The sequence below is a fragment of the Aeromonas enterica genome (assembly GCF_054052465.1).
The window spans coordinates 178,517-200,321 of record NZ_JBSTYL010000003.1; the positions used below are offsets into that span (position 1 = coordinate 178,517).

General features: G+C 61.6%; 20 protein-coding genes and 1 pseudogene. 10 read left to right on the forward strand and 11 right to left on the reverse strand.

The features are described 5' to 3' along the window. Positions 1 to 13: 13 nt before the first annotated feature. A complete protein-coding gene (gene argB / locus ACW5XD_RS04905; RefSeq protein WP_456493889.1) occupies positions 14 to 793 on the reverse strand; it encodes an acetylglutamate kinase in 780 nt (259 codons plus the stop codon). A 23-nt stretch (positions 794 to 816) separates the two neighbouring features. After that, entirely contained in the window at positions 817 to 1,824 is a 1,008-nt protein-coding gene (gene argC, locus ACW5XD_RS04910; protein WP_456493890.1) for an N-acetyl-gamma-glutamyl-phosphate reductase, read from the reverse strand. A 279-nt stretch (positions 1,825 to 2,103) separates the two neighbouring features. Here argC and argE point away from each other — a divergent pair, with 279 nt between their 5' ends. After that, positions 2,104 to 3,249 (forward strand): acetylornithine deacetylase, encoded by a 1,146-nt coding sequence (gene argE, locus ACW5XD_RS04915; protein WP_456493891.1) that lies wholly within the window; start codon positions 2,104 to 2,106, stop codon positions 3,247 to 3,249. A gap of 214 nt (positions 3,250 to 3,463) precedes the next feature. Beyond that, complete coding sequence (gene ppc / locus ACW5XD_RS04920) at positions 3,464 to 6,097, forward strand: phosphoenolpyruvate carboxylase (protein WP_456493892.1); 2,634 nt, start codon at positions 3,464 to 3,466, stop codon at positions 6,095 to 6,097. A gap of 83 nt (positions 6,098 to 6,180) precedes the next feature. Here the strand turns inward: ppc and ACW5XD_RS04925 are convergent, their stop codons facing one another. After that, on the reverse strand, positions 6,181 to 6,858 hold the full coding sequence (locus tag ACW5XD_RS04925; protein WP_456493893.1) for an ArsR/SmtB family transcription factor: 678 nt from the start codon (positions 6,856 to 6,858) through the stop codon (positions 6,181 to 6,183). Between the two features lie 93 nt (positions 6,859 to 6,951). Between ACW5XD_RS04925 and ACW5XD_RS04930 the strand changes: the two genes are divergently transcribed. The 3 genes from ACW5XD_RS04930 to ACW5XD_RS04940 are packed head-to-tail and all read left to right on the forward strand — an operon-like array spanning position 6,952 to position 8,260. After that, the gene (locus ACW5XD_RS04930) at positions 6,952 to 7,287 is read left to right on the forward strand and encodes an NIPSNAP family protein (protein ID WP_456493894.1); all 336 of its coding nucleotides are present in this window, start codon (positions 6,952 to 6,954) and stop codon (positions 7,285 to 7,287) included. Next, the gene (locus ACW5XD_RS04935; protein ID WP_456493895.1) at positions 7,287 to 7,640 is read left to right on the forward strand and encodes an antibiotic biosynthesis monooxygenase family protein; all 354 of its coding nucleotides are present in this window, start codon (positions 7,287 to 7,289) and stop codon (positions 7,638 to 7,640) included. Before ACW5XD_RS04930 ends, ACW5XD_RS04935 begins: the two co-directional genes overlap by 1 nt. Continuing rightward, entirely contained in the window at positions 7,637 to 8,260 is a 624-nt protein-coding gene (locus ACW5XD_RS04940) for a LysE family translocator (RefSeq protein ID WP_456493896.1), read from the forward strand. The genes ACW5XD_RS04935 and ACW5XD_RS04940 overlap by 4 nt, the downstream gene beginning before the upstream one ends. Before the next feature lie 152 nt (positions 8,261 to 8,412). On the opposite strand, the gene ACW5XD_RS04945 is transcribed toward ACW5XD_RS04940, so the two are convergent. The 3 genes from ACW5XD_RS04945 to metB all read right to left on the reverse strand — a co-directional run bounded on the left by ACW5XD_RS04945 (position 8,413) and on the right by metB (position 12,769). Beyond that, a complete protein-coding gene (locus ACW5XD_RS04945; protein ID WP_456493897.1) occupies positions 8,413 to 9,006 on the reverse strand; it encodes a hypothetical protein in 594 nt (197 codons plus the stop codon). A 134-nt stretch (positions 9,007 to 9,140) separates the two neighbouring features. Then, positions 9,141 to 11,597 carry a bifunctional aspartate kinase/homoserine dehydrogenase II gene (locus ACW5XD_RS04950; protein WP_456493898.1) on the reverse strand — a complete coding sequence of 819 codons (2,457 nt, stop codon included), beginning with the start codon at positions 11,595 to 11,597 and terminating at the stop codon, positions 9,141 to 9,143. Continuing rightward, positions 11,597 to 12,769, reverse strand: coding sequence for a cystathionine gamma-synthase (gene metB, locus ACW5XD_RS04955; RefSeq protein WP_456493899.1), 1,173 nt, complete (start codon positions 12,767 to 12,769; stop codon positions 11,597 to 11,599). The genes ACW5XD_RS04950 and metB overlap by 1 nt, the downstream gene beginning before the upstream one ends. Positions 12,770 to 12,979: 210 nt before the next feature. Between metB and metJ the strand changes: the two genes are divergently transcribed. The 3 genes from metJ to ACW5XD_RS04970 all read left to right on the forward strand — a co-directional run bounded on the left by metJ (position 12,980) and on the right by ACW5XD_RS04970 (position 14,523). Next, a complete protein-coding gene (gene metJ / locus ACW5XD_RS04960) occupies positions 12,980 to 13,303 on the forward strand; it encodes a met regulon transcriptional regulator MetJ (RefSeq protein ID WP_005327165.1) in 324 nt (107 codons plus the stop codon). Between the two features lie 38 nt (positions 13,304 to 13,341). Beyond that, a complete protein-coding gene (locus ACW5XD_RS04965) occupies positions 13,342 to 14,100 on the forward strand; it encodes a helix-turn-helix domain-containing protein (protein ID WP_456494066.1) in 759 nt (252 codons plus the stop codon). Between the two features lie 84 nt (positions 14,101 to 14,184). Next, the gene (locus tag ACW5XD_RS04970) at positions 14,185 to 14,523 is read left to right on the forward strand and encodes a tRNA-binding protein (RefSeq protein ID WP_043140821.1); all 339 of its coding nucleotides are present in this window, start codon (positions 14,185 to 14,187) and stop codon (positions 14,521 to 14,523) included. Positions 14,524 to 14,594: 71 nt separating this feature from the next. Here the strand turns inward: ACW5XD_RS04970 and ACW5XD_RS04975 are convergent, their stop codons facing one another. The 3 genes from ACW5XD_RS04975 to nudE form a co-directional block, all read right to left on the reverse strand. Beyond that, positions 14,595 to 15,866 (reverse strand): aromatic amino acid transport family protein, encoded by a 1,272-nt coding sequence (locus tag ACW5XD_RS04975; RefSeq protein WP_456493900.1) that lies wholly within the window; start codon positions 15,864 to 15,866, stop codon positions 14,595 to 14,597. Positions 15,867 to 16,271: 405 nt separating this feature from the next. Further along, positions 16,272 to 17,093 (reverse strand): 3'(2'),5'-bisphosphate nucleotidase CysQ, encoded by an 822-nt coding sequence (cysQ, locus tag ACW5XD_RS04980; RefSeq protein WP_456493901.1) that lies wholly within the window; start codon positions 17,091 to 17,093, stop codon positions 16,272 to 16,274. Positions 17,094 to 17,138: 45 nt separating this feature from the next. Continuing rightward, the gene (nudE, locus tag ACW5XD_RS04985) at positions 17,139 to 17,747 is read right to left on the reverse strand and encodes an ADP compounds hydrolase NudE (protein WP_456493902.1); all 609 of its coding nucleotides are present in this window, start codon (positions 17,745 to 17,747) and stop codon (positions 17,139 to 17,141) included. A gap of 148 nt (positions 17,748 to 17,895) precedes the next feature. Between nudE and yrfG the strand changes: the two are divergent. Further along, a pseudogene (gene yrfG, locus ACW5XD_RS04990) lies at positions 17,896 to 18,563 on the forward strand (GMP/IMP nucleotidase). Positions 18,564 to 18,704: 141 nt separating this feature from the next. Here the strand turns inward: yrfG and tyrS are convergent. Continuing rightward, positions 18,705 to 19,973: a tyrosine--tRNA ligase gene (tyrS, locus tag ACW5XD_RS04995; RefSeq protein ID WP_456493903.1), complete on the reverse strand. Its 1,269-nt coding sequence runs from the start codon at positions 19,971 to 19,973 to the stop codon at positions 18,705 to 18,707. Positions 19,974 to 20,120: 147 nt separating this feature from the next. Here tyrS and ACW5XD_RS05000 point away from each other — a divergent pair, with 147 nt between their 5' ends. Then, entirely contained in the window at positions 20,121 to 20,954 is an 834-nt protein-coding gene (locus tag ACW5XD_RS05000) for a helix-turn-helix domain-containing protein (RefSeq protein WP_456493904.1), read from the forward strand. A gap of 62 nt (positions 20,955 to 21,016) precedes the next feature. Here the strand turns inward: ACW5XD_RS05000 and exeN are convergent, their stop codons facing one another. Beyond that, positions 21,017 to 21,775, reverse strand: coding sequence for a GspN family type II secretion system protein ExeN (gene exeN / locus ACW5XD_RS05005; RefSeq protein ID WP_456493905.1), 759 nt, complete (start codon positions 21,773 to 21,775; stop codon positions 21,017 to 21,019). Positions 21,776 to 21,805 lie beyond the last annotated feature (30 nt).

The following is a 21,805-nucleotide window of genomic DNA, read 5'->3' on the forward strand; positions in this document are numbered from 1 at the left end:
GTTCCGGTGGAGATCAAATGGCTACTTGGGTGCCGACGGCGCCGCCAGCCAGCAGCTTGAGCAGCTGATCCGGGTAGCGCCAGCTGGCGACACAGACCGGCTTGCCGAGCGTCTCTGCGGCATGTAGGGCCGCTTCGACCTTGACCGCCATACCATCGCGGATCACCCCTTTCTCCATCAGATCCAGTGCGGTCGCCTTGTCGAGCTGCGGCACCAGCTTGCCCTTGCCATCCAGGATGCCGCTCACGTCCGACAGCATCACCAGATCGGCGCCGAGCGCCTCGGCAATCGCCGTGGCTGCCTGATCCGCGTTGACGTTCATCAGCTGGCCGTCGGCGGTGATGCCGATGGAGCTCACCACCGGCAGGAAGCCTTGCCCCAGGATGCCGGTCACCAGCGCCGGGTTGCCCGGTTTGCAGTCGCCGACCGCACCGAGATCCGGGTCGAGCTGGGTCACCTGACACAGGCCGCCATCGGCGAGGCAGAGCCCCACCGCCGGAATGCCGGTGGCGATGGCCTTGGCCATCATCTGCTTGTTGGCGGTCCCCGCCAGGGCGCCGGCGATGAAGGGGATCTGCTCGAACGGGGTCACCCGCAGGCCGTTCTTCTTGGTGGAAGTCAGACCCAGCCCCTTGAGCAGGTCATCCACCAGACAGCCGCCGCCGTGCACCAGCACCAGAGGTCTGTGCTGATCGTCGAGAAAGGTTTTGAGGGTGGTGAACAGGGCGGTCAGCGCCTCGTCATTCTCGATAAGGGCACCACCCAACTTGATTACCAACGTCTGTTTGTCCATGTTCGAGATCCTTCCTTAAGTCCTTAAATCAGGCCGGTGGCCGGTTCAAATCCGAATTTGATATTTATGCATTGCATAGCCTGGGAGGCGGCGCCCTTGAGCAGATTGTCGATGGCGGAAACCACCACCAGCATGTTGCCCTGCTGTTGCCAGGCAATGTCGCAGTAAGGGGTGCCCGCCACGCCACGGATGGAGGGCATCTGGCCGGTGAGGCGCACCAGCGGCTTGCCTTCGTAAGCCTTGAGGAAAGCCTGATCCACCTGAGTCGGCGTCACGCCGTCCGCCAGTTGCACATAGATGGTGGCCAGAATGCCGCGCACATAGTTGCCGAGGTGGGGCTGGAACAGCACCTCGCAGCCCAGGTGGTGGCTGATCTCCGGCTGATGCCTGTGATTGAAGGTGCCGTAGGGGTTGAGGCTCACTTCGCAGAAGCTGGTGTTGATGGCAGCCTTGCGACCGGCGCCGGAGACCCCGGAGACGGCGTTGATGATGGGCTGCCACCCCTTGGCGATGAGGCCAGCCTGCTGCAGCGGCTTGAGGGCGCACAGGGAGGCGGTCGGGTAGCAACCCGGCACCGCAATCAGCTGGGCGGCGGCAATGGCATCGCTGTTCCATTCCGCCAGGCCGTAGGCGGCCTGATCCAGCCACTGCTCGCTGTCGTGGGTGAAGCCGTAGAAGTTGTCGTAGAAGCCTTGATCCTTGACCCTGAAGGCACCGGAGAGATCGAACACCGGCAGACCCTTGGCCAGAAACTTGGGCGCAAGCTCGGCACTTACCTCGTGGGCGGTGGCCAGCAGCACCAGATCGACCTGGGTCAGGATCCGGGTCATGCCATCCTCGTCCAGCGGCAGCAGCGGCTGATCCAGCGCGCCGACCCACTGGGGATGCAGGGAAGAGAAACGCTTGTGCGCATCCTGGCTGCCGGCCGACACATAGAGGCCGAACAGCTTGAGTTGTGGATGGTTCTGGACCAGTGCGGCCAGTTCGGCTCCCGCGTAGCCACTGGCACCGACGATAACGGTGTTAAGCATTATTGAGTATTCCAAGTCAGGGTTCGAAATTCACAGCATGGTGCTGCAGAGGGTGCAAGGGGTGAGGAACCGCCCCCTTTGTCGCAACGCGTGCGGAGGGGCAATTCAGGCGGGTGTGTGTCGTCGGTTATAGATCAGGTGACAGAACATTAACTTTCCCTTACAACTAGAAGCCTTGTCGATGAGCCAGATATTCAGGCAAACTCACAGAATATTCATGCACTCACTTTGCATTTGTATTTTCTAACAGAAACATTCCGGGGACGCAAGGAGGAGCTGATGGCCAATCTGGATTTTTTTGCACTTTATAAGAATATTATTGCGATTCCCTCCATCAGCAGCACGGATCCCCGCTGGGATCAGAGCAACGAGGCGGTGATCCGGCTGCTGGCCGACTGGTTCGGCCAGCTCGGTTTTCAGTGCGAAGTGACGGCGCTGCCGGACCTGCCGGGCAAGTTCAATCTGGTGGCGACGATCGGTCAGGGCGAGGGCGGCCTGCTGCTGGCGGGCCATACCGATACTGTCCCGTTCGACGAGGGCGCCTGGAGCAAGGATCCCTTCAAGGTCACCGAAGAGGGCAACCGCCTGTACGGCCTCGGCACCATCGACATGAAGGGCTTCTTCGCCTTCATAGTGGAGGCGCTCAAAGAGATAGATCTGACCACCCTCAGCAAGCCGCTGCGCATCCTGGCCACCGCCGATGAGGAGACCACAATGGCGGGGGCCCGCGCCATCGCCGCGGCGGCCGAGCTGAAACCCGACTACGCGGTGATTGGCGAGCCCACCGGGCTGGTGCCCGTGGTGGCCCACAAGGGGCACATGTCAGAAGCCATCCGCATCACGGGCCGGAGCGGTCACAGCTCGGATCCCGCCAACGGCGTCAACGCGCTGGAGATAATGCACCAGGCCATGGGGCGGGTGCTCCGCTTGCAGCAGGATCTGAAAGATCGCTACGCCGACCACCGCTTTGCCGTGCCGCAACCGACCCTGAACCTTGGCTACATCCAGGGTGGCGACAGCCCGAACCGCATCTGCGGCTGCTGCGAGCTGCACATCGACATGCGCCCCACCCCGCAGGTGGGGCCGGACGAGCTGATGGGCATGCTGAAGGAGGCACTCACCCCCATCGAAGTCCACCAGCCGGGCTGCCTGCATCTGCAGCACCTGCACGAACCCATCCCCGCCTATGCCTGCGCGGACGACTCTGTGCTGGTGCGAGAGGCCGAGAAGGCGAGCGGCCGGGCGGCCGAATCCGTGAACTATTGCACCGAGGCACCCTTTATCCAGCAGCTGGGATGCCAGACAATCGTGCTGGGCCCGGGCCATATCACCCAGGCCCATCAGCCGGACGAATATCTCGATCTGTCGTTCGTCAAACCGACCACCAGCGTATTGCAACACCTGATACGCCGGTTTTGCCTCTGAATTGACGGGAATGTAAGTAAGTTACATAACATGCCGCCTCGGGACAGGTGAGGGAAATACATGTTCTGAATCGGCCTGTTATTTGACCTTGCGCAGACAATCTGGGTAGATTGTCACCCTAAGATGACGGAGCATATGTTGTAATCACACAACAATAAGTGAGGCTGTCTCTCACCTCGGATGGAGAGAGACACCAACCAGATAAGGATGTGGAATGAACGAAAAGTACGCCGCGCTACGCGCCAACGTAGGCATGCTGGGTCAACTGCTGGGCAAGTCCATCAAGGATCATCAGGGACAGGCCTTTCTCGACAAGATCGAAACCATTCGCCAGTTGGCCAAATCCTCCCGCAAAGGCAATGAGGCAGACCGGGAACGTCTGCTCGATACCCTGCGCACCCTGAGCGATGACGAGCTGCTGCCGGTGGCCCGCGCTTTCAGCCAATTCCTCAACCTGGCCAACGTGGCCGAACAGTTCCACACCATCTCCCGCCGCTGTGAAGAGCAGGTCTGCACCCCGGATCCGCTGGAGCAGATGTTCGCCAAGCTCAAGGCCTCCAACCTGTCACAGGAAGCCATCATCCAGGCCGTACGCGAGCTGGATATCGACCTGGTGCTGACCGCTCACCCGACCGAGGTGACCCGTCGCACCCTGATCCACAAGCACGTGCAGCTCAACGACTGCCTGGAAGCGCTGGAACTCTCCGATCTGCTGCCCCGCGAGCGGGACAAGATCCTCAATCGCATCGAGCAGCTGGTCAATCAGGCCTGGCACACCAACGAGATCCGCGAGCAACGTCCGACCCCGGTGGACGAAGCCAAGTGGGGTTTCGCCGTGGTGGAAAACAGCCTGTGGCCGGCCATTCCCGAATTCATGCGCAATCTGGACGAGCGGCTGCAACACCATCTGGGTGTGCGGCTGCCGCTGGATGCCGCGCCGGTCAAGTTCACCTCATGGATGGGCGGTGACCGTGACGGCAACCCCTTCGTCACCGCCAAGGTGACCGCCGAGGTGCTGGAGCTGGGCCGCTGGATGGCGGTCAACCTGTTCTACAAGGACATCAAGGAGCTCACCTCCGAGCTCTCCATGTCCGACTGCACAGACGCCGTGCGCGAGCGGGTGGGCGATCACCCCGAGCCTTACCGCGCCCTGGTGCGCGAGCTGCGTGAACAGCTGCGCGAGACCCAGGAATTTCTCACCGCCAAGGTGCAGGGTCAGGCGAGCGAGAGCCGGGATCTGGTCAAGACCACCGCCCAGCTGCGCGAGCCGCTGGAGCTCTGCTACCACTCGCTGCACGCCTGCGGCATGGGCAACATAGCCGACGGTATGCTGCTGGACGTGCTGCGCAAGCTGGCCTGTTTCGGCATCCATCTGGTCAAGCTGGACATCCGCCAGGATGGCGAGCGCCACGGTCAGGTCTTCTCCGAGCTGACCCGTTACCTCGGCATGGGCGACTACGCCGAGTGGAGCGAGGACGACAAGCAGGCTTTCCTGCTCAACGAGCTGAACTCCCGCCGCCCGCTGATCCCGACCGACTGGGAACCGAGCGACGAGACCCGCGAGACCATAGACACCTGTCGGGTGATCGCCGGTCACGATCCCGATGCGTTCGGCATCTACATCATCTCCATGGCCGGCGCACCGTCCGACGTGCTGGCGGTGCAGCTGCTGCTGAAGGAAGCCGGTTGCAAGTTCCGCATGCCGGTCGCTCCCCTGTTCGAGACCCAGGAAGACCTGATGGCGGGCACCGCCGTGATGGAGCGCCTGCTGTCGGTGGACTGGTATCGCGGTTACATCCAGGGTCGTCAGTACGTGATGATAGGCTACTCGGATTCCGCCAAGGATGCGGGCATGATGGCCGCCGGCTGGGCCCAGTACGCCGCCATGGAATCCCTGGTGGCACTGGCCGAGGCCAACAATCTGCGCCTGACCCTGTTCCATGGCCGTGGTGGCACCGTCGGTCGTGGCGGCGCCCCCGCCCATCAGGCGATCCTGTCACAACCGCCGGGATCCCTGCGCGGCGGCCTGCGGGTGACCGAACAGGGCGAGATGATCCGCTTCAAGTTCGGCCTGCCAAAAGTGGCCATCCACAGCCTGAATCTCTACACCAGCGCCGTGCTGGAAGGGAACCTGCTGCCACCACCCAAGCCCAAGGAGTGCTGGCGCGCCGTGATGGAGCAGTTGGCCACCGTCTCTTGTGATCACTACCGCAGTATCGTGCGCGGCCACCCGGACTTCGTGCCCTACTTCCGCGCCGCCACCCCCGAGATGGAGCTCGGCAAACTGCCGCTCGGCTCACGCCCCTCCAAGCGCAAGCCCAACGGCGGCGTCGAGAGCCTGCGCGCCATCCCCTGGATCTTCGCCTGGACCCAGAACCGGCTGATGCTGCCGGCCTGGCTCGGTGCCCACAAGGGGCTGCAACAGGCCATCGCCGACGGCCAGAAGAGCGTGCTGGAAGAGATGAGCCGCCAGTGGCCCTTCTTCCGCACCCGCCTCGAGATGCTGGAGATGGTGTTCCTCAAAGCCGACGTCTGGCTCGCCGAGTACTACGACACCCGTCTGGTACCGAAAGAGCTGTGGGGTCTGGGCAAACAGCTGCGCCAGGAGCTTGCCGACTCCATCCAGGTGGTGCTGGAGCTGCGCCCGCAGGGCGATCTGCTCGACGACCAGCCCTGGATCAAGGAGTCCATCAAGCTGCGCAACCCCTACACGGATCCCCTCAACGTGCTGCAGGTCGAGTTGCTGGGCCGCTCGCGCAACCATGCCGAGATCCTGCACCCCGAGCTGGATCAGGCACTGATGGTCACCATCGCCGGTATCGCCGCAGGTATGCGCAATACGGGTTGATGGCTGGCAGCAATACAAATAGACAAAGGGCGCCAGATTGGCGCCCTTTTCGTTATTTGTCGTGCACATGGCACTATGGGGAACTAGGTAATTCCATAGCGTTTTGCAAACAGCCTGGCACCCACCTCGTTAACCTCGATCACGCGGGAATCCGGACGGTGCCTGAACCAGCGCTGGGCCAGGGCATCGTCCAGAATCCACTGCCCCAGTGTGCCTGCGAGATGACTGCGGCGCTCGCTCCAATCGAGACAAGCCTTGCACATTGGGCGTCTACCCTGGCGTAGCAAGCAGAGATCAATCCCCAGCCCCGTGAAGAATGTCTCGCCAAGCTGGGTCAGCCTGGCGTCATCCCCTTGTATCTCCAGAAATTCCTGCTGCTGCAGAGCATCAAACAGCCGCACACCCAGCTCGCCGGCCAGGTGGTCATAGCAGACTCGGGCTTGACGCAGATGCGGATCCCTGGGACCCGTCCTGACCTTGGCGGGGGAGCTGGTCACGGACAGCGTCAGCATTCGCTCGATAACTTCAGCCACCGCAGGGTCGCTCAGTTGAAAGTACCTGTGACGGCCCTGCTTGCGCATGCTCAGCAAGCCTCCCTCTACCAGCTTGCCGAGGTGACTGCTGGCAGTCTGGGCCGTGATCTCCCCTTCCAGCGCCAGTTCAGTGGCTGTCAGCGCCTTGCCACCCATGAGTGCCGTCAGCATGCGCGAACGGGCTTTGTCACCTATCAGGCTCGCCACATAGGCAATATCGGGTTCCATACCATATTCCTTTGATAGTTCGGCCACCCTCGAAGCATGACCCTGATGACCAGGCTAAGTTGGCAACCTGTTCACCTCTGTTGAGACGCCAGGATGACAATTACCTGTTTTATTGAGTACCAGATTGACCCCCTCAAAGCAGATCTCTTTGAGCAATACGCCAACCAGTGGGCAGACATTATCCCCGCAGGCGGTGGTGACCTCATCGGCTATTTTGCTCCTCACGAAGGCACCAACTATCGGGCATTCGGCTTGATCGCCTTCGAATCCTTGGCTGACTACGAGCACTATCGCCAACGACTGCGGGAATCCGAGCTCGGGAGAGCCAACTTTGCGTTTGCCCAAGAGGGGCGCTTTATTCTGCAAGAGTCCCGATCCTTTTTGCGCCTGATCCCTGCAACAGATCGCCACCATGGGAGGTCCTTCTGATGTATGCCGTTATCTTCGAGGTCACCCCCTTTCCGCAAGGGGTTGAGGCTTATCTTGATGCCGCTGCCGTCTTGAAAGAAGAGCTGGAAAAGGTCGAGGGCTTTATCAGCGTCGAGCGCTTCCAGAATTTGAATGCCCCGCAAACCTATCTCTCCTTGTCGTACTGGGAGAGTGAAGCAGCCATTCAAGCATGGCGTACGCACCATGACCATAAGGTGGCCCAGGCTCGGGGGAAAAATGAGCTATTTCATGAGTACCGCATTCGAGTCTGTCACGTGATACGAGAATATGGTCCTGCTGCAAGCTGCAGCGATCCGCTGTCAGGCCCAACGATATGGAGGCATAGGTCATGACGCTAACGAGCTTTCTGGCCTTCCTGGCTGTTATCACCACCCTGCTGCTATCACCTGGACCATCCGTCTGGCTGGCGATCCACAATGGCCTGACTCATGGCGTTCGTGCTGCCGTTATCGGTGTCTTGGGCAATGTGGTGGCTTTTCAGGGGCTGATGGCTGTTAGTGCCCTGAGTCTGTCTGCCGCCATGCAAACTGCGACGCCCATTGTGTTGGTAATGAAATATGCGGGAGGTGCCTACTTGGGCTATCTCGGCATACGGTTACTGATCACTCCTGTCGACACGGTCACCAAGGGACCAGCAGAGCACGCCGGGCCAACGCAGGTTTGGAAACTGTTTCGCCAAGCATTTCTGGTCACGCTTTCTAACCCCAAGGCCCTGATGTTTGTGGTAGCGCTATTACCCCAGTTTGTCGACGCTGAACGTGCGCTCATGCCTCAGTGGGGTCTGATGGCACTGACCACCACCCTCATCCACCTCTGCGTTTACTGGGGATATGCAGTAGTGGGGCACAAGGCGAGCCGTTACTTGCTGGACACGCGTATTCGCCGTTTTTACAACGGTGCCAGCGGTGTCCTGTTTCTGGGGTTTGCAGCAGGCTGGATGTTGAGTTCCTGATAGCGAAGGGAGAATGTCTGACAGACTGCAACACACATAGAAAAAGGGCGCCAGATTGGCGCCCTTTTTTTGGAACGGATGGCAAAGAGCCGTCAATGACGAGAAGATTGAGATAACAGCGCGTGTGCACATTCCTTCAATATTATCTTCGACTACCTATCAGATGACTCCGATAGCTCTTCACCAAACAATAGGGACATGTCAGCATCGGAGCTCAAAAGCTGATATAGATAATTACGCCACGCCTCAAATGCTTTCAACATGGCTCTAAACGCTAGGCGGTTTTCTTCAATCTTCATGGATATATGAGCCAAGTGAATTAATGCACTCTCACAATTCTCGTCTGAATTAAGCGGAAACGTTTCAAGAAAATGGTGCACCAATTCATTACGCATCTCAAGCAGATTCTGTAAACGTAAACAATGCTCTTCAATATTACCTAATTCAAACTTAAAGTGGATATAAGGCTTATCAATTTTAGCATCCAGCTCAGGTTCATTTTTGCTTTCACCCATACGACTTACAAATTCGCCAATCAGCTGCCCCAGCATTTTTCGGCTAAGCGCCTGTGCATCCACCTTTCGATTATCTTCCAGCGTATCTATATTGCCTTCCATCTTCAGCGACGGAAGCACCCGCTTAAGCAAAAGCTCAAACTGCTGAAGATTGAGCAGACATCTCCCATAGAGCAATATCACTTGCTCTTTCTTCTCCTTATTTACATCTGTATTTGCATTACCGTCCATGGAAAAGATCCGTCCTTATGTCAGCAGATTAAGATATGGATAACGCATTATTACGGTATATATAAGAAAAAAGGCGCCACTATGGTGCCTTTTTATTCGGTTAGATAGGTGGATCACACTCCCCACCATGTGTCTTAGAGAGAGGCACAGATCTGCCAGAGATCGTACTGGATCGCCGCCGCCGTTACCTCGCGGCCTGCGCCCGGCCCCTGGATGACCAGCGGGTTGGTGCGGTAGCTGTCGCTTTCGATGGCGAAGATATTGTCGCACGGCAGCAGGTTGGCGAACGGGTGGTGGGGCTCCAGTGCCTCCAGCCCGACCCGCGCCTTGCCATCGTGCTCGAAGCGGGCGACGTAACGCAGCACCTTGCCGAGGCGCTTGGCTCCCTCGAAGGCGCTCTGGATCGGGCCGTCCAACTCTTTCAGCCTGTCCATGAACTGATCCGTACTCACCTTGCGCAGGGGCACGGGCACCAGGTTCTCCAGCTCGATGTCGGCAGAGTCGAGTTCAAAGCCTGCCTCTCGCGCCAGGATCAGCAGCTTGCGACGCACATCCTGGCCGGAGAGATCCTCGCGAGGATCCGGCTCGGTCAGGCCGTGCTGCCACGCCTCGTCCACCAGTTCGGAGAAGGGGCGGCTGCCGTCATACTGCTGGAACAGCCAGGAGAGGGTGCCGGAGAAAATGCCGGAGACCCCCTGAATGCGGTCGCCGCTCTGGCGCAGCATCTGGATGCTGGACTGGATCGGCAGCCCGGCGCCCACGGTAGCGTTGTAACGCCACTGCACCTGATGATCGCGGCAGCTCTGCTTGATGCGCTGGTAGAACTCGCTGTCGGCGGCACCGGCAAACTTGTTGGCCGCTATGATGTGGATGCCGAGCTGGGCGAAGTCCGGGTAGTAGCGGCTCACCGTCTCGCTGGCGGTCATGTCCAGCGCAATCAGGGTATCGAAACTGTGCTGCTCAAGCTGGGCCAGCAGCTCGGGCCAGATCAGCGGTTTGGGGTTGAACTTGTCCTGCACCTTGAGGGGATCCAGTCCCTCTTCGTCCAGCAGGCCCCCTTCCGAGCTGAACACCCCGTAGAGAGTCAGCGCCAGATTGAGTTCATGTTCGAGCCGCGCCTTCTCGCGGCCATAGAGGCTCAGCCAGTGGCCGCCTATGTTGCCCTTGCCGAACACCACCAGGCCGACCCGGGTCGGGCGGCTGAACAGGGCGCTGTGCAGAGCGATAAGTAGGGGCTCCAGCACCACCTGGCGCACGACGGCCACCAGACTCAGGCCATCTCTGGCCACCTGCACGAACTCCAGCGGCTGATCCGCCAGCAACTGATAGAAGCGGTGACACTGCTCGGCGTTGTCGGTCACCCCTGCACCCACCAAAGCCACCAGACTGAACCCCTCTTTCTGGATCAGGCCGGTGAAGCTGCCCTGCAGCTGGAAGTCGCGCAGCAGCTCGAACGCCCCTTCCGCCACTTCCAGGGTGTAGGCCAGACGCAGCACCCGCCGATCCGGCTGGCGCTGCAGGGTGAGCGGGTTGAGGCGGTGGCGGGCCAGATGGGCTTCGATGGCCGCCACCGTTTGCTCATAATGGGTCTGCGGCAGCACTTTCAGCTCGATCAGGGCAATCTGGTCCACCGAGGAGACGATGCGGGCGCCACCGGAGCGCGGCGCCCGGCGCAGAATATGGGTGCAGCCCTCATCCGGGTTGTAGCTGCAGCGCAGGGTAAGGCGCTGGCGGCTGTCGGCCACCGGCTGCAGGGTGCGCGAATGGAGCACCGAGGAGCCGAGGCGGGCCAGCTCGTTCGCTTCGGCCAGGCTCAGACGCTCCAGCAGGCGCGCCTCCTTGACCCGACGCGGGTCGGCGCTGTAGACCCCGGCCACGTCGCTCCAGATGGTGGTGGATTCGCCGTCCGCCAGCAGGGCCAGCAGGCTGGCGCTGTAGTCGGAGCCGTTGCGACCGAGCAGCAGGGAGCGCCCTTCCATGTCGGCGGCGATGAAACCTGTCACCACTATGCGACCGGCATGTTCGGCCAGCCGCGCCTTGAGCAGTTCGCTGGAAAGCGCAGTATCCACCTTGACCAGGGCGCCGTCCTCGGCGCGCAGGAAGCTGCGGGCATCGAGCCAGATGGCCTTGTCGCCGCGGCTGGTGAGCAGGGCCGCCAAGAGGCGCGCCGACCACACCTCGCCAAAGGCGAGCAGGCCGTTGCGGGCGAAGCGGTCAAACTGCCCCTCCAGGGTCTTGGCGATCAGTTGCATGTCGTCGGCCAGTTGCTGGCTCAAGTCGAGCTGCAGATCCCCCTCCAGCAGGCCGTCGATCAGGCTCTGCTGATAGGCGTGCAGGGCGGTGATGGCTTCACCGGCGGCCTCGTCCCCCGCCTCGGCCAGCTCCACCAGCTGGATCAACCGGTTGGTGGTCTTGCCGGCGGCAGAAACCACGATCAGTTCATCTCCGCCAACCTGCTGCTCGACGATAGCCGCGACCCGGCGATAGCAGACCGGATCCGCCAGACTGCTGCCACCAAACTTGTGCACATGGCGCCGCTTCAATCCTGCTTCTGTTGCCACCGCGATCTCTCCTTGTTGCTGCTGTTCCATTACTTCGCTACCTGCTCTGCCTGCTGCGCCTGTTCAAAAGCCTGAGCCAGATCGGCCACCAGGTCTTCACCGTGTTCAATGCCGACCGACAGCCGCAACAACTGGGCGCTGATGCCCGCCGCCTGCTGCGCCGCCGGTGTCATGGCCCTGTGGGTCATGCTGGCCGGATGGGCCACCAGACTCTCCACCCCGCCGAGGGACTCGGCCACCGAGAAGAGGGTGAGGGCCGCGAGGAAGGTGCGCAATCCGGCCTCGCTGCAATCGAGTTCAAAACTTAGCATGGCGCCGAAGCCGGACTGTTGACGGCGCGCAATATCGTGGCCCGGATGGGTCGGCAGGCTGGGGTGATAGATTTTTTTGACCAGCGGCTGTTGCTGCAGGAAGGTGAGGATGCGATCCGTGTTCTCCTGATGGGCGCGCAATCTGGGGGCCAGGGTGCGCAAGCCGCGCAGGGTGAGGTAAGAGTCGAACGCCCCGGAGGTGAGCCCCAGGCAGTTGGCCCACCACACCAGCGACTCGGCCAGCGCCTGCTCCTTGGCAATGGCCACGCCGCCCACCACGTCGGAGTGACCGTTGATGTACTTGGTGGTGGAGTGCACCACCAGGTCGGCACCGAGCGCCAGCGGCTGTTGCAACAGCGGCGAGAGGAAGGTGTTGTCCACCACCACCTGAGCCCCCACTTCATGGGAGGAGGCGGCGATGGCGGCAATGTCCACCACCCGCAACAGGGGGTTGGAGGGGGTCTCCACCCATACCAGCGCCGGCTTCTGTGCCAGCGCTTCGGCCAGCGCGGAGTCATCCCCTTGATCGACGAACTGCACCCGGTAGTGGCCCTTGGCTGCCAGATACTCGAACAGGCGCCAGGTGCCGCCGTAACAGTCGTGGGGGGCGATCAGCAGATCCCCCGTCTTGAGCAGGGCCGTCGTCACCAGATGGATGGCCCCCATGCCGGTGCCGGTCACCACGGCACCGGCCCCCCCTTCCAGCGCCGCCAGCGCGTCCGCCAGATTGGTGCGGGTCGGGTTGCCGGAACGGGCATAATCGTATTGACGGGGCTCGCCAAAGTCGGCAAAGGTGTAGTTGCTGGAGAGGTAGATGGGCGGCACCACGGCACCGTGCTGTGTGTCTGTCTCAATCCCGGTGCGTACCGCCTGGGTGGCCTTGTGGGTCATGTCACTCTCTCCTTGAACTGTCTCTGGGCGATGGCCGCTCTGCTTCTGCCACGGCTATCTTGCCATTGCTGGCCTATGGTGAACTACCTTACGCCAGCACAAAAAAGCCGTCAACACTTCCAGACGTCTAAATGGCTTTGCTGTTGGATTGCCATTAATTTCCACAAGGGTTAAAATCCGCGCTCACGGCCAAACGAGAACAGGTGGATCATGGGTACAGAGTGGAACGGCGACTACGTCAGCCCCTACGCGGAACACGGTAAGAAGAGCGAACAGGTCAAGAAGATTACCGTCTCGATCCCGCTCAAGGTGTTGAAGGTGTTGACCGATGAGCGCACCCGTCGCCAGGTGAACAACCTGCGTCATGCGACCAACAGTGAGCTGCTCTGTGAAGCCTTCCTGCACGCGTTCACCGGCCAGCCGCTGCCCTGCGACGACGATCTGCGCAAGGATCATCCAGACAGCGTCCCCGCCGAGGCGCGCGCCATCATGGAAGCGCTGGGCAAAGAGATCGAAGATTTCGACGCCGAGTAATCCTGCTGCAGATGCCAAACAGCAAACCCTTTTTGAAGATGACGCGGCCCCGGGCCGCGTCATTGCAATCCGCCGCCTCCCCCTTCAGCCTGCGTCGCTACCAGAGCGACATCCGCAGCCACAGCCACGACTTCGCCCAGCTGGTGATCCCCCTGGACGGCCCCATCGAGATCGAGGTGCAGGGTCAGGGGCGCCGCCTCGCCCCCGGTTTTGCCTGCGTGATAGCCCCCGGCGAGCGGCACGACTACGCCGCCGATCCCGCCCTCTCGTTTCTGGTGCAGGAGAGTGACTGGCTCCCCGGCGATCTGGCGGCTCGCCCCTTTATCGAGCTGGACGAGCCACAGCGCCACTACCTCGCCTTCCTGCACCACATGGTGGTAGCGGGTCGCCAGGTGGCGGGTATGGAGCAGGTGTGGCTCTCCCTGCTGGCACAAGGGCAAGGAGTGCACTCCTCTGTTCCCCCGCGTCTTGCTGCCCGTATCCTCAAGGTGCAGCGCCACATCGAGGCCCACCTCGCCGAGCCCCTCACCAATGAACGGCTCGCCGCCATCGCCTGCCTCGGTCAGAGCCAGTTCAAGCACGCCTTTCGTCAGCAGCTGGGGATGAGCGTCTCCCACTACATTCGGGGGCGGCGCATGACGCTGGCACGCACCCTGCTTGCCCACACCCAGCTACCCATAGGCGAGATCGCCAGTCGCTGCGGCTACCAGAATCAGGGAGCCTTCAGCGAGCGCTTCCTGATCGAGAGCGGGCTGCCCCCCTCCCTCTGGCGCCAGCAAAACGGCCTTTCGCCGTAACAGGGCGGCCAGTCACCGAAGACAGTCAGCACCGTTTCGAGGCATGCTGAGGCCAATGCAAGGTGTGTGAAAGGAGGAGCCAAGATGCAGACCATTAGCTGGCAGGATTTCGAGATGGTGGAACTGAGAGTGGGCACCCTGGTGCGGGTCGAGCCCTTCCCCGAGGCGCGCCGGCCCGCCTACAAGGTGTGGGCGGATTTCGGCCCCGAGCTCGGGGTGCGCAAGAGCAGCGCCCAGATAACGGATCTCTATCGCCCGGAGGATCTGGTGGGACGCCAGATAGTCGCCGTGGTCAACTTTCCCCCCAAACAGATAGGCCCAATCCAGTCGGAGTTTCTGCTGACCGGTTTCTATCGGGCCGACGGCGCCGTAGTGATGGCCATCCCGGAGCAGGCGGTGGAGAACGGCGCCAAGCTGGGCTGATGCCGTTGGCCCCATGAAATGAGAGAGGCGACCCCGGGGTCGCCTCTCTCATTTTTTGCCACAGCTCGCTGTTACTTCAACAGGCTGAAGATCAACGCCGAGACCGCCAGCGACCCGGTCAGCAGGATGAAGCCGTTGGTCCAGCCCTGGCGGAAGCGGGCCAGCGCCTCCACCTTGTAGATGGCCACCACCGGCATGATGAAGAGGATCATGGCGATGACCGGGCCAGAGAGGGTCTCCATCAGCCCCAGAATGCCCGGGTTGATGATGGCGGCGCCCCAGATAGCGAAGAACATCAGGGCGATGCCGAGCCGGTCCGCCTTGGCCAGCGACAGGCCGGTGGGCTTGGCAATCAGGCTTTTGAGGCTTTCGCGGGCACCGAGGAAGTGGCCGAGGAAGGAGGAGCTGATGGCGATGAAGGCAATAAGCGGCCCCAGCGTCACGATCACCGGGTTGTCGGTGATGTTGGCAAGATAGGAGAGCACGGAAACGTTCTGCGCCTTGGCCTCGGCCAGCTGGGCCGGGGAGAGGCTCAGCACGCAGGAGAAGACGAAGAACAGCACGAAGCCCACCAGCATGATGGTGGTATTGCGCAGGATCAGGCCGCTCTTGGCCTCCGCCTGCTCGCCATATTCCCGCCGCTGCACGTTGGCAAAGCCAGAGATGGCGGCGGCGTGGCTGAAAGCGAATACAGTGACCGGCAGCGCCAGCCAGACGGTATTGAGGAAGCTAACCCCTTCAAACGCGGTCACTTCCGGCCACTGCCACTGGGGAATGAGATAGCAGGAAAGCGCCGCCAGAATGGCCGCCAGCGGATAGACCATGAAGGCAAACGCCCGCAACATCGCCTTCTCCCCCGCCATCATCACGGCGATCATGGCGAACACCAGCAGGCCGGAGAGCATCACCCGGTTCGGGGTGGCCATGCCGAGCTGGTTGACCATGAAGCTCTCCACCGTGTTGGTCAGCCCCACCCCGTAGATGAGCAGGATCGGGAAGATGGAGAGGAAGTAGAGCGCCGAGATGAGGCGGCCGGCCATCTTGCCGAAGTGCTCCTCGGCTACCTCGGTGAAATCGGCGTGAGGGCGGGAGGAGGAGAGCACGAAGCGCGCCAACCCGCGGTGAGCCAGAAAAGTCATGGGACCGGCCAGCACGGCCACTATGACCAGGGGCCAGATCCCGCCCAGACCCAGGTTGATGGGCAGAAACAGGATGCCGGCGCCGACGGCGGTACCAAACAGGCTGATCGCCCAGTGGGTGTCATGACGCCGCCAGCGGCTGGTGCTGGCAACGGCGGGCTGGGAACCGGACAAATCCTTTACGACGTCTACAGATAAACTCATTACTAATCCACACTTTGTCAGTATTTTAATCTGAGCTTATTGTGGTTTATCAGGATTTAATTCTCAAAAAGCGGGACTGAAACATATCACTACCATAATGGGCTTCAACCAGTGAGATTGGGAATCCAATCGGGATCACATAATTGAGTAAAACTACAAAACTAAGCTTCAATGAAATATAAAACCAAATTCTTATTCATACTCATTTTTTTATTTTGCCCAGCGGATCGTTTTCAGCATTACATGAAATTCATGCCAATTACTCAGGAAGGATTGTGATCATCCACTGTCATTATCGTACTTTGCCAGCGGATATCCCTGCTCATCTGCGATAAAACCAGCGGATCACACCAAGCAAACAGGCGGCCCTGAGGCCGCCTGTTTGTGTCGTCTGGCGGCAGAGCATCAGCCAGCCTGATGGGCCAGGATCTTGCCCCAGGCGAGATCCGGATCCCCCATTACGATGAAGTCCGGGTTCTCCAGCGACTCGGTTTCGTTGTAACTGAGCGGCTGCAGCGCCAGGCTGAGGATGCGACCGCCAGCCGCCTCGACGATGCACTGGGCGGCGGCGGTATCCCACTCGCCGGTAGGACCGAGCCGCACGTAGCAGTCGGCCGCGCCTTCCGCCACCAAGCAGGACTTGAGGGAGCTGGAGCCGAGCGGGATCAGCTCGTAGTTGATGGCCGGATTGAGACGGCGGGTCAGGTTCTCCAGCTTCTGGCGACGGCTGATGGCCACCACCAGCGAATCGGGCTGATCGTGTTCGTGGTGCATGGCGCTGATGGGCAAGGTCTCGCCGTTCACCTCCTTGAAGGCGCCGTGGCCGCGCACCGCCCAGTAGAGCACGTCGGACTCGGGGGCGTAGATGACACCGAGCACGGGCACATTGTCCCGCACCAGGGCGATCAGGGTGGCGAAGTCACCGCTGCCGGCGATGAACTCACCGGTGCCGTCGAGGGGATCCACCAGCCAGTACTGCCGCCAGTTGGCTCGCAGACTGAAGGGCACATCGGCCGCCTCTTCGGTCAGCACGGGCACATGGGGGGTGAGCGCCGACAGCGCCTGTTTGAGGTAGGCATCGGCAGCAAGATCGGCACTGGTGACCGGGGTCGCATCCTCCTTCAGCTGACGCTCGAACTGACCGCCGTGATAGATTTCGTGAAGGATCCTGCCCGCTTCGCGGGCGATCTCCTTGACCCTAGGAACCCAGGCCAACAACTCCTGCATCTTGTTATCCTCTGTTTTTATTTATTGCCTTTGCCCACGCTTGGGCTAGTTTTCCTGCTCCGCCAGCCACTTCTGGGCCAGCAGCAGGGCACTGATGCTGCGCGACTCGCTGAAGTCGGGTCGTGCCAGCAATTCGTCGATACGGTTGAGGGGCCAGGGGATCACCTCGAGGGGCTCGGGCTCATCGCCGATCCGTTGCTCCGGGAAGAGATCCCGCGCCAGCAGTATGTCCATCCGGCTGGAGAAGTAACCGGGCGCCAGCGACACCTGCTTGAGGGGGATCAGGCTGTTGGCGCCGAAGCCCGCCTCCTCCATCAGCTCCCGGTTGCCCGCCTCGAAGGCGTTCTCGCCCGGATCTATCAGCCCCTTGGGGAAGCCCAGCTCGTAAGAGTGGGTGCCCGCCGCGTACTCGCGCACCAGCAGCAGGGTGTGGGCATCGAACAGCGGCACCACCATGACGGCGCCCCGGTTGCCGCCGCGCATCCGCTCGTAGACCCGCTCCTCCCCATTGCTGAATTTAAGATGCAGGGATTCCACCTTGAACAGCCGGCTCTCGGCCACTATTTCGGCCTTGAGGATCTCCGGCTTGCTCTTGTCATGCGCCATGGTGTCGACACTGAGGTATTCGGGCTTGCTATTGTGGTGGTCACTCATCGGGCGCTGGCTGCTCGTTAAAAAATCGTGCTTCAAGAGTAAACGACTCCCCGAACGAACACCACGGGGCAAAGCGGCGAAAGCAGACGGAAAAATCCGTTATAATGCCGCCCTGTTTTCCCCACCCTCATTGACCGCGAGAAGCCCCATGTCGACCCCCTTGCCCTGGCACCAGATAGATACAGTTCTGCTCGATATGGATGGCACTCTGATCGATCTCCATTTTGACAACCACCTTTGGCAGCAACTGGTGCCGAGCGTTATGCCGAGCGCCTCGGTTTGCCACTGGCGGAGGCCAAGGCGCAGATCGATCGGCACTATCACGCCGTCAGCGGCACCCTCGACTGGTACTGCGTGGATTACTGGAGCCAAACCCTGGGGCTGGACATACGCGCCCTCAAGCAGGAGCTGCTGGAGAAGATCCGGTGGCGGCCCAACGCCATCCCCTTTCTGGCCGAGCTGCGGGCAGCAGGCAAGCGGCTGGTGCTCTTCACCAACGCCCACCCCGCCAGCCTGTCGGTCAAGGATGCGCAGCTCTGTCTTGCTGATCATCTGGATCTGATGGTGAGCACCCACGAGCTGGGCTGGTCGAAGGAGAGCCAGCACTGCTGGCAGGCGCTGGCACAGCGGCTGGCGTTCGATCCGGCCCGCACCCTGTTTGTGGATGACAGCGAGCGGATCCTGCGGGCCGCCGCCGACTACGGCATCGGCTATCAGCTCGCCATCCAGAACCCTGACAGCTGCCAGCCCGAGCAGCACATCACCGCCTTCCCGGCGATCCGCGATTACGCCGAGTTATTGCCGCTGGCCGTGTAAGCCGAGGCAGGGGAGCATCTGGGCAACCAGGCACAGCCTCCCCCATCCCTTCCACGATGACGCCGGATGGCTGCCGCTGACCCAGCGGGCAGCGGATAAACAAAAGGGCTGCCCAGGCAGCCCTTGTCGATCCCGGTCGCCTCACCCCTGCCACGCCACCAGCTGGTACTGCTTCTTGCCCCGGCGCAGCAGCAGGTAGCGGCCAAACAGCCGATCCTTTGCACTCAGTTGCTCATCCTGCTTGATGACACCATTGAGGCTGATGGCTCCCGCCGCCAGCAGTTCGCGGGCGATGCGCTTGGAGTTCGCCAAACCGCAGCTGACCAGTAAAGTGACCAGATCCATCTCACCACTGACAGTGCAACTCGGCATGCCGTCTTGCGCCAGTTGGGCGAGATCGCTCTCGCCGAGGCGGGCCACCTCGCCGCAAAACAGCAGCTCGCTGATGCGCCGTACCGCCGCCAGCGCCGCCTTGCCGTGCACCAGTTCGGTCAGCTCGTCCGCCAGCACCTGCTGGGCCTGCTTGCGCCCTTGCCGCTCGGCATCTTCCGCCTCCAGGTCGGCAATCTCGCTCAGCGGCATAAAGCTGTAGTAGCGCAGGAAGCGGTAGACATCCTCGTCCGCCGTGCCGAGCCAGAACTGGTAGAAGGCATAGGGCGAGGTGAGCGCAGGATCGAGCCAGACAGCGCCACCCTCTGTTTTACCGAACTTGGTGCCATCCGCCTTGGTGATGAGCGGCAACGTCATGCCGTACACCTGGGCCTGATGGAGGCGGCGGGTGAGATCCATGCCGCTGGTGATGTTGCCCCACTGATCGTTGCCGCCGATTTGCAGGGTGCAGCCGAACCGCTGGTTGAGCACCGCAAAATCCTGGGATTGCAGCAGGGCGTAGGAGAACTCGGTAAAGGAGATGCCCTGATCCGGGCGGGCCAGCCGCTGGCGCACCGATTCTCGCGCCAGCATGGCGTTGACCGAAAAGTGTTTGCCGATGTCGCGCAGAAAATCGAGGGCCGACATCTGCCCCATCCAGTCGGCGTTGTTGACCAGCACAGGGGCCGACAGGGCGTCGGTGGCGGGCAGCAGCGCCTTGATCTGGGCCGACAGGCTGGCCACCCAACCCTGCACGGTGTCGGCGCTGTTGAGGCTGCGCTCGGTTGCCTTGAAGCTGGGATCGCCGATAAGGCCTGTGGCCCCGCCCACCAGTGCCACCGGGGTGTGGCCCGCCAGCTGGAAGCGCCGCAGCATCAAGAGCGGCACCAGATGACCGATATGCAGGCTGCCGGCGGTGGGATCGAACCCGCAGTAGAGGGTACGCGGCGTGGCGAGATGGTCGGCCAGCGCCGCCGGATCGGAATTCTGGGCCACAAGGCCGCGCTCGGTCAGCTCATCGAGCAGGTGGGGGTTGATCATGGGTGCTCCAGCAGCAGGGGAAAAGTGGCCATACTCGCCGCTCTGGCCCGTGGCGGATATGTCCCCTGGGGGACAGTTTTGTAACTCTCGTGCTAGCATTGCGGCCATCTTGGGGAGCCTGTCCCCGCAGCCCCGAGCCCAGCCGCCATGACCCAGCCCCTATCCCAGCAATGTGCCGCCGATCTGCTCACCACCACGCTGACCGAGGTCGTCGATGCCCTGCACGACAGCGCCTTTTCGGCAGCCCTGGTGCGCCTCATCCAGCAGCAGGTGGCGTTCGACTGCGCCCTGCTGCTCGGAGTGGGGCAAAGGCCCGTCTACCTCTACGACAACCTGAACCACCAGCGGGCCCTGCTGTTTGACCGCTACCTCACCAGCCACTTCAGTCAGGATCCTTTCATGCAGGCGTTGTCCGAGGGGCTGCCTGCCGGGGTCTGGACCCTGGCACAGGTGTCACAAGGGCGGCTGGATCCCGAGTATCGCCACCACTTCTATCAGGCCACCGGCTGGCAGGAGGAGGTGGGGCTTATTCTGCCGGTGCGGGACGGACTGACGCTCATGCTGTTTCTCGGACGCCTCGACAAACGCAGCTCCCTCAGCTGTGACGAGCTGGCGAGGCTGGAGCAGCTGTTTCCGCTGGTACATTCACTGTGTCGCCAACAGTGGCAGCAGAGCCAGCCGCTACTGGCCCAGAGCACTGCACTGCCAGACAGCGCCAGCCTCAGGAGTGCGGTAGAGCAGGCGATGGCGAGTGTGGGCGGGGATCGGCTCACCCGGCGCGAGCGGCAGGTGGCGGGCCTACTGTTGCAGGGGCTGGATACCGAAGCCATTGCCGCCGAGCTCGGCATTGGCAGCGGCACAGTGAAGAATCACCGCAAACACCTCTATGGCAAACTGCGGCTCGGCTCACGGGCCGAGCTATTCAGCTTCTTTCTGAACCACCTCATTACGGCACCGAGCGGCGAGACAGGGACCCCATAACGACAGGACCCCGCCGAAGCAGGGCCCTGTTCATCCTTTTTCCAGACCGGCAGACGATGTCGTCAGATGCGACCCTGATAGCGCAGCGGGAAGCGCCCCTGACCGTCGGGCTGACCGAGGAAGGGCAACCCCTGCTTCATCTGGTCCGGCAGTTCCGGGCCCGGTTTGAGGGTACCCTGGAACAGGTACTGGCGATTGGGTTGCAGCTCCAGCTTGCCCATCACCTGCACCGCCTCCGAGCCCTGCTTGAGCTCGGCCACCAGCCGGGAGTCGATGCAGGTCAACTTGAGCTCGGGATCCCCCAGCGGCAGCTTGCCGGCCGGGGTATCGGCATCGGCACCATACCAATGGAGGTTGCCGTAGAGGTTGTCACACCAGGGATTGCCCTGGGCAAACTGATCGACCTTGAGCTGCAGCTGGCCCGCCACCGTCAGCGGGAACGGCAACCGCATGGGCACCCTATCCAGCACCCAGGGTGCGGGCACGTTGAGGGTGATGTCGCGACCAAAGGCGGCGCCGTTCCAGCCGACCACGCCCTGGCCATTGAGGCCGCTGCGATCACCGAAACGCAGGGAGACCTCGGGGGCGAAGCGCAGCAGCGACCAGCCGTTGAGCTCCCAGCGCAGCTGGGTCAGCGACTCGCTGGCGTATTGCAGCCGGGCGACCTGGCCGCTCCAGAGGGTGCCGCTCACCCCTTCCAGCTGCACCAGGTTGGGCGGCAACGGCAGATGGCGCACCACCAGGGTGGCTGGCAGTTTCACCAGCAGAAAACCGAGATAGGCCACCAGAAACAGGATGGCGATCAGTACTTTTTGCTTCATAGAAAACGACTCGATTGCAAATATCTGGCC